The organism is Clostridium neuense, assembly GCF_045310695.1.
Taxonomy (GTDB): domain Bacteria; phylum Bacillota; class Clostridia; order Clostridiales; family Clostridiaceae; genus Clostridium_S; species Clostridium_S neuense.
Window position 1 is genome coordinate 115,014 of sequence record NZ_JBJIAA010000001.1, and the last position, 6,754, is coordinate 121,767.

The following is a 6,754-nucleotide window of genomic DNA, read 5'->3' on the forward strand; positions in this document are numbered from 1 at the left end:
TCCAGTTTTTATCTTTGAGGTACTAGTATCGCAGCATTTTTAAAATCATAAAACATAAGCCAGCAGCCTTCATCATCATAGCCTTCTTTACCTCTTTCCATTGGAACCCAGGATACAAAACCTGTCCTTCCTCCAAAAGGTTGATCAAACTTATTTTTAGTACCTAAAATTCCATATACAATATACTTCATCTTTCCGACCTTATCACATTTATATCCTACAAGATAATATCCATTTCTTTGAATATATGAATAATATGACATCATAGGATAATATAATAACGTGTACTTATTGTGTTCTTCTTTTGAATTCCTATGTTTTCTAAAGTCACTTGGTACCTTGTACCATCTACAATATCTTACATCTTCAAAAATTTCTCCTAAGTCTTCAAATTCACTTGCTAAATTCTTAAAAAACTCTCCAGTTTTGCCAACAGGATAATCTTGATTTCTATTATTTGTAGGTACTTCATTTTGAACAACAGGCTCTACCTTTTGCTCATCATGAGAATAGCAAGGACACTTATTTTCTTCTTTTTTCACCTTATCAACTTCAAGCTTCTCTTCTTCTTTATTAGTCTCTTTTCTATTTTCATCATTCACTTTGTTAATACTTATATTTTTATCTTCCTCTAAACTAGCTTTCTTAGTACTTTCTATACTCTCTTCATACTTATCAAATATGTTATCACTTTCTTTTTTACCAGTTTCTCTTTTCACATCAACATCGGTGAGCTTCTCTTCAACTTTTTCTTTATTACTTACTTTAACTGTTACCTCATCAGTTTTGACCTCTAAAGGCTTAACTGATGGTTCTTTAATCTCTTCCTTTTTAGTTTTTACCTTTCTAGCTTCCGGTTTAGTTTCTACATTTCTAGCTTCCTGCACCTTAATCTCCGGAACTTTTTTAGTATCTGCAGCTTTAGTTTGCACCGGCTTAGCCTGTACTGGTTTTGCTGATGGATTAAGAGTTTCTTTACTTTTTCCACCTGCTAAGGAATAAGTTTTCCAATCTTCTGGAATATCTGTAGCATTAAAACCACTCATCAAGGCCAGCATATCACTTCCGTTGAACTGCGATATGGCAGCACCAATAACTCTATCTATGGCTATTCCACTTTCTCCAACATCATTTTCATCATATTCTTTAGATACTTCTGCCTTTCCATATTCATCGAGTTTAAGCTCTCCCAATCTTATAAGCTTTTTGGTATCCTTTTTATTACATACAAGTATCATATAATATGGCTTTGATGTGCTTTTCAAGTTTTGAACATAAAAAAACACTTTACATTTTCCATTTCTAGTTTCTATTTTAGCGTAGCCTGTTGGAAGTTTATCTGAAGATATTCCGTGCCCTTTTTCATTTTCCTGAAGAATTATAAAACTTCTACTATAATTTTTTTTCTGGCTCAAATTATTTGTACCTCCATTAAATTTATACATTACTAATATATGAGGTACTTATTATAAAAATGTACAAATATTTAAATATAGCCATGCTAAATAAAAGCTTAAAATCATAAATTTAAAAATTTTAAGGGCGATTTGCGAAAAATAAAAAGTACAGCAAAAGTTCGTTTTCTACCAAAACATAAAATCAACTTTTGCTGTACTTTAAATTTTTCATCACGAATAGAGATTTATAAAATGAAACAATAGGCTGCCGCTCTAGCCTCTCATATGCTCATAAATTTTATCCGAAAGAATTCCAAACTCTTGTATAGAAAGAGTTTCACCTCTTCTTTTGGAATCTATTCCAGCAGCTTCAAATATATTTTTCATATCCTCGCTAGATATTTTAAAGGTTTTAAGAGCATTCCAAAGTGTTTTTCTTCTCATATTAAAAGCATCCCTAACAACTTTAAAAAATACTTTTTCATCCTCTACCTTTATTTTAGGTTCAGTAAGCTTTTCTAATTTTATTACCGTTGAATCAACCTTAGGTTCTGGAACAAAACAGGATGGCTTAACATTTCTTACAATACTAGTATTACAGTAATATTGTACAAGTAAAGTTAAGGCTCCATACTCCTTACAATTTGGCTTTGAATTAATTCTTTCTGCAACTTCCTTTTGAATCATTATAGTAAGTGATTTAAAATTATATTTTTCATTCAATACCTTAGAAATTATAGGTGTTGTTACGTAATAAGGCAAATTTGCTACAAGCTTAACCGATTTTTCTTCTCCTATAATCTCATTAAAATTAACCTTTAATGCGTCTTTGTTTATAAGTTCAAAATTTTCTTCTTCCCCTATTTCTTCTTTTATAATAGGTATTAGATCAGAGTCAAGTTCGATGGCACACACTTTTTTCGCTCTTCTTAACAATTCCTTTGTTAGAGTACCAACACCAGGACCTATTTCTATTACAAAATCTTCTTTATTTATATCTGAACTTTCAACTATGTCGCTAAGCACACTTTCATCTGTCAAAAAATTTTGTCCTAAACTTTTAGAAAATTTAAATCCATGCCTTTTTACAATTTCTCTAGTATCTAACCTATCCATTGTTAATCTCCTTATCAATCTTTTCTACTGCTTTAGCCAGCTCCTCCTTTGAAATTCCAAAGTTATTTAGCCTCGATAAAAACTGTGCTCCGTTACCATATCCTATACCAAGTTCTCTGCCAACTAAATCTCTTCTTTCCTTCGCTCTCTTATCAGCTACAAGTTTGAAGAACATCATATCCTCTATGTTAAAAGTTTCTTTCTTTTCTTCAACTTCACATTTAGCATTTAAAAGAGCATTAATTATTACCTCCGGAGAAGCATTTTCAACTCCTATATCACCATCTTTAATTCCATCCTTTTGAGATATACGTGCATGCTTTACTCCCTTAACCCTTTTAGTTATTATCTTTCTTATTTTTTCACCTGCAAAATCCGGATCTGTAAATACAATTACTCCTTTTCTTTTCTGTGCTTCTTTTATTTTATCTATTACCTTAGAATTTATACCAAAGCCGCCCACTGCAATGATTTCGGCATCAACTGCTTTTTTAACTGCAGATATATCATCTCTTCCTTCAACAACAATTACTTCTTTTATCATAAAAAACTAATACTCCTTTGCCTTCAAAGATATTCATATTATAATTTACGTAGTTTTAATTAAAACCATAAACGCTTAAACATTAGAATTATGTATATAAATAGTCAATAAATTATAAACTAGCAATTTCTATTCTATTAACGACATAAATTTTCATCCACACCTCTTAATATAACCAAGCGTAAGTAAAAAAATTAGGAGCGTTAAAAGCTCCTAGTTTTTAAGTATATACACTTTAATGTTTCGTACACCCCAGTTATAACAATCTTTCTCACTTGAGAAGAATAAGTCTAACCTATTGCCTTTAATGGCTCCACCTGTATCTTCTGCAACCCCATAGCCATAACCTGGAACATAAAGCTTTGAACCCATAGGAATTACTCGCGGATCAACAGCTATAGAACTGTAACCGTTTGTATCTCTCCTTACTTTTGAACCAGAGGCTGTTATACCAAATCCAAAATCGTTTGTGTAAGCAGTTGCAACTACATCAATACATTTTTCGTATAATACTCTTCCACCTCTATCAGGCTTTAAAACACCAAGAGTACCTATCTTTACAATCTGCTTTATAGGCTGCTGTATTAAGTTTTCACCCAATACGTTTTTAGATACTTCAACACCATCTTCATACACAATTTTTGTTGAGACTTCTTTTTTTCCAGCTTGCCCTTGCTGGATAATTTGCTTTTCATCATTTCCCATAGTGTTATCAGTTATAACTTCTGTTGCAAAACCGACTTCTTCATTATTTTTAACAATTTGAGAATTTACTCTTGTAATAGCTATTTTCATTCCTTTTTCCAACATCGAACTTTTAGCCGGCTTAATCTTATCAATTTTGCTTAAAGTGATATGTTCCGCTTTTAACATATTTTGTACATTTTTTTCTGCGGATTTGATCTTAAGCACCTTACCATCAACTGCAACACTGACATTTACAGCTCTTTTGATGGTTATTCTATCTCCGTCTTTTACATTCGTGTCCAAACTTGGTTGAACCTTGTCTTTTGGCCCTACTAGTATGTTATTGTTTTCTAAGGCTTCTTTTTCATTGCTTCTATAGGTAACAATCTTCATGCTTTTACCATCAATTTTAACAGTTAATGTTTTCTTCATTGAAAACCCAACTGCTGTAATAGCCAATGAAATTATTACTACAAAGCCTATGAACGACAAAAGTACCCTAGTAGCATTTGAAAAGCTATTATTAAAATGCACATCTAGTTTATTTTTAATAACGCTTTTCATCTTTTCTAACATAGTAATACCTCCCCCCAAAGGCAAAAGTCTTTAACATTATAACCCCAATATTGGAAAAATGTCAAATTTAATGCCACAATTAAATTTCTTCACTCGGTAAAAATGCATAATATGCATAGAATAAATAAAGTATAATAGCGTTTAAAACTTACCTAGTGTTTTATTTAATAATGAGGGTTGTATTTAATTTTATATGCCACTTTTATTAGTATATGCTGTGTATCTAGCTTTTAGAATAAATTGTTTAAATAATTATGTTCATATTCTACATCAATTTTCTATCTTTAGCAAGTCCTCAGCATTCTGTATAGTTTTCTCACTTACATTTATTGGTAAAATACTCTTTATATCTGCTACTTTCTTTATTATATCTTCTATATACTCAGATCTATTTCTTTTTCCCCTATTAGGTTCTGGTGCCATATATGGGCAATCAGTCTCAACTAGCAGTCTATCCATAGGAACTTCCTTAACAACCTCTACTACCTTTTTAGCGTTTTTAAATGTAACAACACCAGTAAAGCCCAAATAGTATCCAAGCTTTAAACATTCTCTTGCAAATTCAACACTGCCTGAAAAACAATGAATTTCTCCTATTACCTCTGGAAACTGTTTTATTATTTCAAGTGTATCGTGATGAGCATCTCTGTCATGTATTATAACTGGTTTTTTTAATTCTCTTGCAAGCTCCATTTGTCTTATAAATGCTTTTTTTTGAATCTCCCTAGGTGGATTTTCCTCATAGTAATAGTCCAATCCTATTTCACCGATAGCTTTAACTTTAGGATTCTGAGCAAGATTTTTTATCTTATCTATAAGCTCTTCATTTACAGTATCCGCAGATTCTGGATGTACTCCTACTGCTGCATAAAAAAAATCATATTTATCTGCAAGCTTAACAGATTGCACTGATCCTTCTAAAGAATCCCCACAATTTAAAACTCCAACAATCCCATCCTTTTTCAATTCATCAATTACGTCATCTCTATCTTCATTGAATGCCTCATCATTATAGTGAGCATGAGCATCAAATATCAACATCTTTATTCCTCATTTCCTATTTTGGTCTATGTACAATAAAATCTCTGTAATCATGTTTAATTTTTTACTTAACCAAGTCACTGCATAATCAAACTATTTTTATGTAATATAATATAAAAATTTAATGGACTATAAAAATTCAAACTCAAAGTTCCGTAGGTACGGAGGAATTTTTTCCTTGTACTACTATAGGAGCAAAGTAATAATGCTGAAGGAACAATTTAAAAAAATTCTAATAAATCTTGGCGAGAAAATTATGAAATACTTAGAGATTTAAATCTGTTTGAGTGCTAGCAAGTTATTGAAATCTCTTAGTATTTTATAATTTTTTCGCCTTAGATTTATAGAATTTACTATTAAGAATGCTTTTATCTTATTCTAGAAGGATAATGGGCTACACCCAAACCCAACGTATGTGTATGTGACGAAGCATTGTTACTTTGCATTATTTTTTCCATAAACCGTGTACATTGCAGTACTCTCTTGCGTATAAAACTTCTTCATCAATTTTAAACTCAGCTTGTGGCTTCTCACCAGGCTTTAAATATTTTCTATATACTTTATTTTCAGTGTGAATTTCTATCCATTCAATATGATGTTCCTCAAGCATAGGATGCTCAACTTCTCCAACCTTAACCAAAACACCACCTTCTATTTTTTCAATAACAGGGACGTGTTTTTCAACAGCAGCATCTACAGTGTTTTCTGAAACAAGCACCATAGGCTTTCCACAGCAAACAAGAGTTCCTCCTGCTTTATGAACCACCTCAACCATATTACCACATATAGGGCATTTGTAAATTTGTCTAAGTTCTGTCATAATATCCCTCCTAAATATTTTACTTATAATAAATTATAACAAATATTTGAATATTTTTCATCTAAAATCAAAATTTTATTCAATTTCATTTTTTATTTTGAATTAATCTTTATAAACTACAAACAATAAATTATATATGATTAACTTCAATATTTTCCGCATTATCATAAAATATTATTCATTATAAATTTAATTATAAGGAGTGTGATATTAATGTCTAATAAAAATAAAGCTTCCTATGGACCTAATGAAAGAGACTACCTTGAACAAAAACCAAAAAAAATAAAATCCTACTCAAAGTACGATTATATTGAACTTCCAGATCCAGTTAGAGATCCAATAGTAGCAAATAATATCTCCAACTCTGAATTCGATTACACCTATAATGAAGAAAATGATATAAAAGAGTAATATATAAAAAATATATTCATGCGGGGCTGCCGCCCAAACCCCGCGTTCTTGCTTTCAGCTTTCTTTGTGTTTTGTATTGTTGCTATGAGAGCAATTGCTTTGAGTTATAGAAGGATAATGGGCTCCCGCCCAAACCCCGCGTTCTTGCTTTCAGCTTTCTTT

The 6,754-nt window shown here is 31.3% G+C and carries 7 protein-coding genes; 1 reads left to right on the top strand and 6 read right to left on the bottom strand.

Annotated elements, in window-relative coordinates; genetic code table 11:
- Positions 1-8 precede the first annotated feature (8 nt).
- From ACJDT4_RS00575 to ACJDT4_RS00600, 6 genes are all read right to left on the bottom strand, one after another.
- Positions 9-1,415, bottom strand: a complete 1,407-nt coding sequence (locus ACJDT4_RS00575; RefSeq protein WP_406785580.1) for a DUF7922 domain-containing protein — start codon at positions 1,413-1,415, stop codon at positions 9-11.
- A gap of 255 nt (positions 1,416-1,670) precedes the next feature.
- Positions 1,671-2,513, bottom strand: a complete 843-nt coding sequence (rsmA, locus tag ACJDT4_RS00580; protein ID WP_406785581.1) for a 16S rRNA (adenine(1518)-N(6)/adenine(1519)-N(6))-dimethyltransferase RsmA — start codon at positions 2,511-2,513, stop codon at positions 1,671-1,673.
- A complete protein-coding gene (rnmV, locus tag ACJDT4_RS00585) occupies positions 2,506-3,057 on the bottom strand; it encodes a ribonuclease M5 (RefSeq protein ID WP_406785582.1) in 552 nt (183 codons plus the stop codon). The genes rsmA and rnmV overlap by 8 nt, the downstream gene beginning before the upstream one ends.
- A 213-nt stretch (positions 3,058-3,270) precedes the next feature.
- Entirely contained in the window at positions 3,271-4,320 is a 1,050-nt protein-coding gene (locus ACJDT4_RS00590) for a 3D domain-containing protein (RefSeq protein ID WP_406785583.1), read from the bottom strand.
- A 270-nt stretch (positions 4,321-4,590) separates the two neighbouring features.
- Positions 4,591-5,358 (bottom strand): TatD family hydrolase, encoded by a 768-nt coding sequence (locus tag ACJDT4_RS00595; RefSeq protein ID WP_406785912.1) that lies wholly within the window; start codon positions 5,356-5,358, stop codon positions 4,591-4,593.
- A gap of 448 nt (positions 5,359-5,806) precedes the next feature.
- Positions 5,807-6,181, bottom strand: coding sequence for a desulfoferrodoxin (locus ACJDT4_RS00600; protein ID WP_406785584.1), 375 nt, complete (start codon positions 6,179-6,181; stop codon positions 5,807-5,809).
- Positions 6,182-6,394: 213 nt separating this feature from the next.
- On the opposite strand from ACJDT4_RS00600, the gene ACJDT4_RS00605 reads away from it, so the two are divergent.
- Complete coding sequence (locus ACJDT4_RS00605) at positions 6,395-6,592, top strand: hypothetical protein (protein WP_406785585.1); 198 nt, start codon at positions 6,395-6,397, stop codon at positions 6,590-6,592.
- Positions 6,593-6,754: the final 162 nt, after the last annotated feature.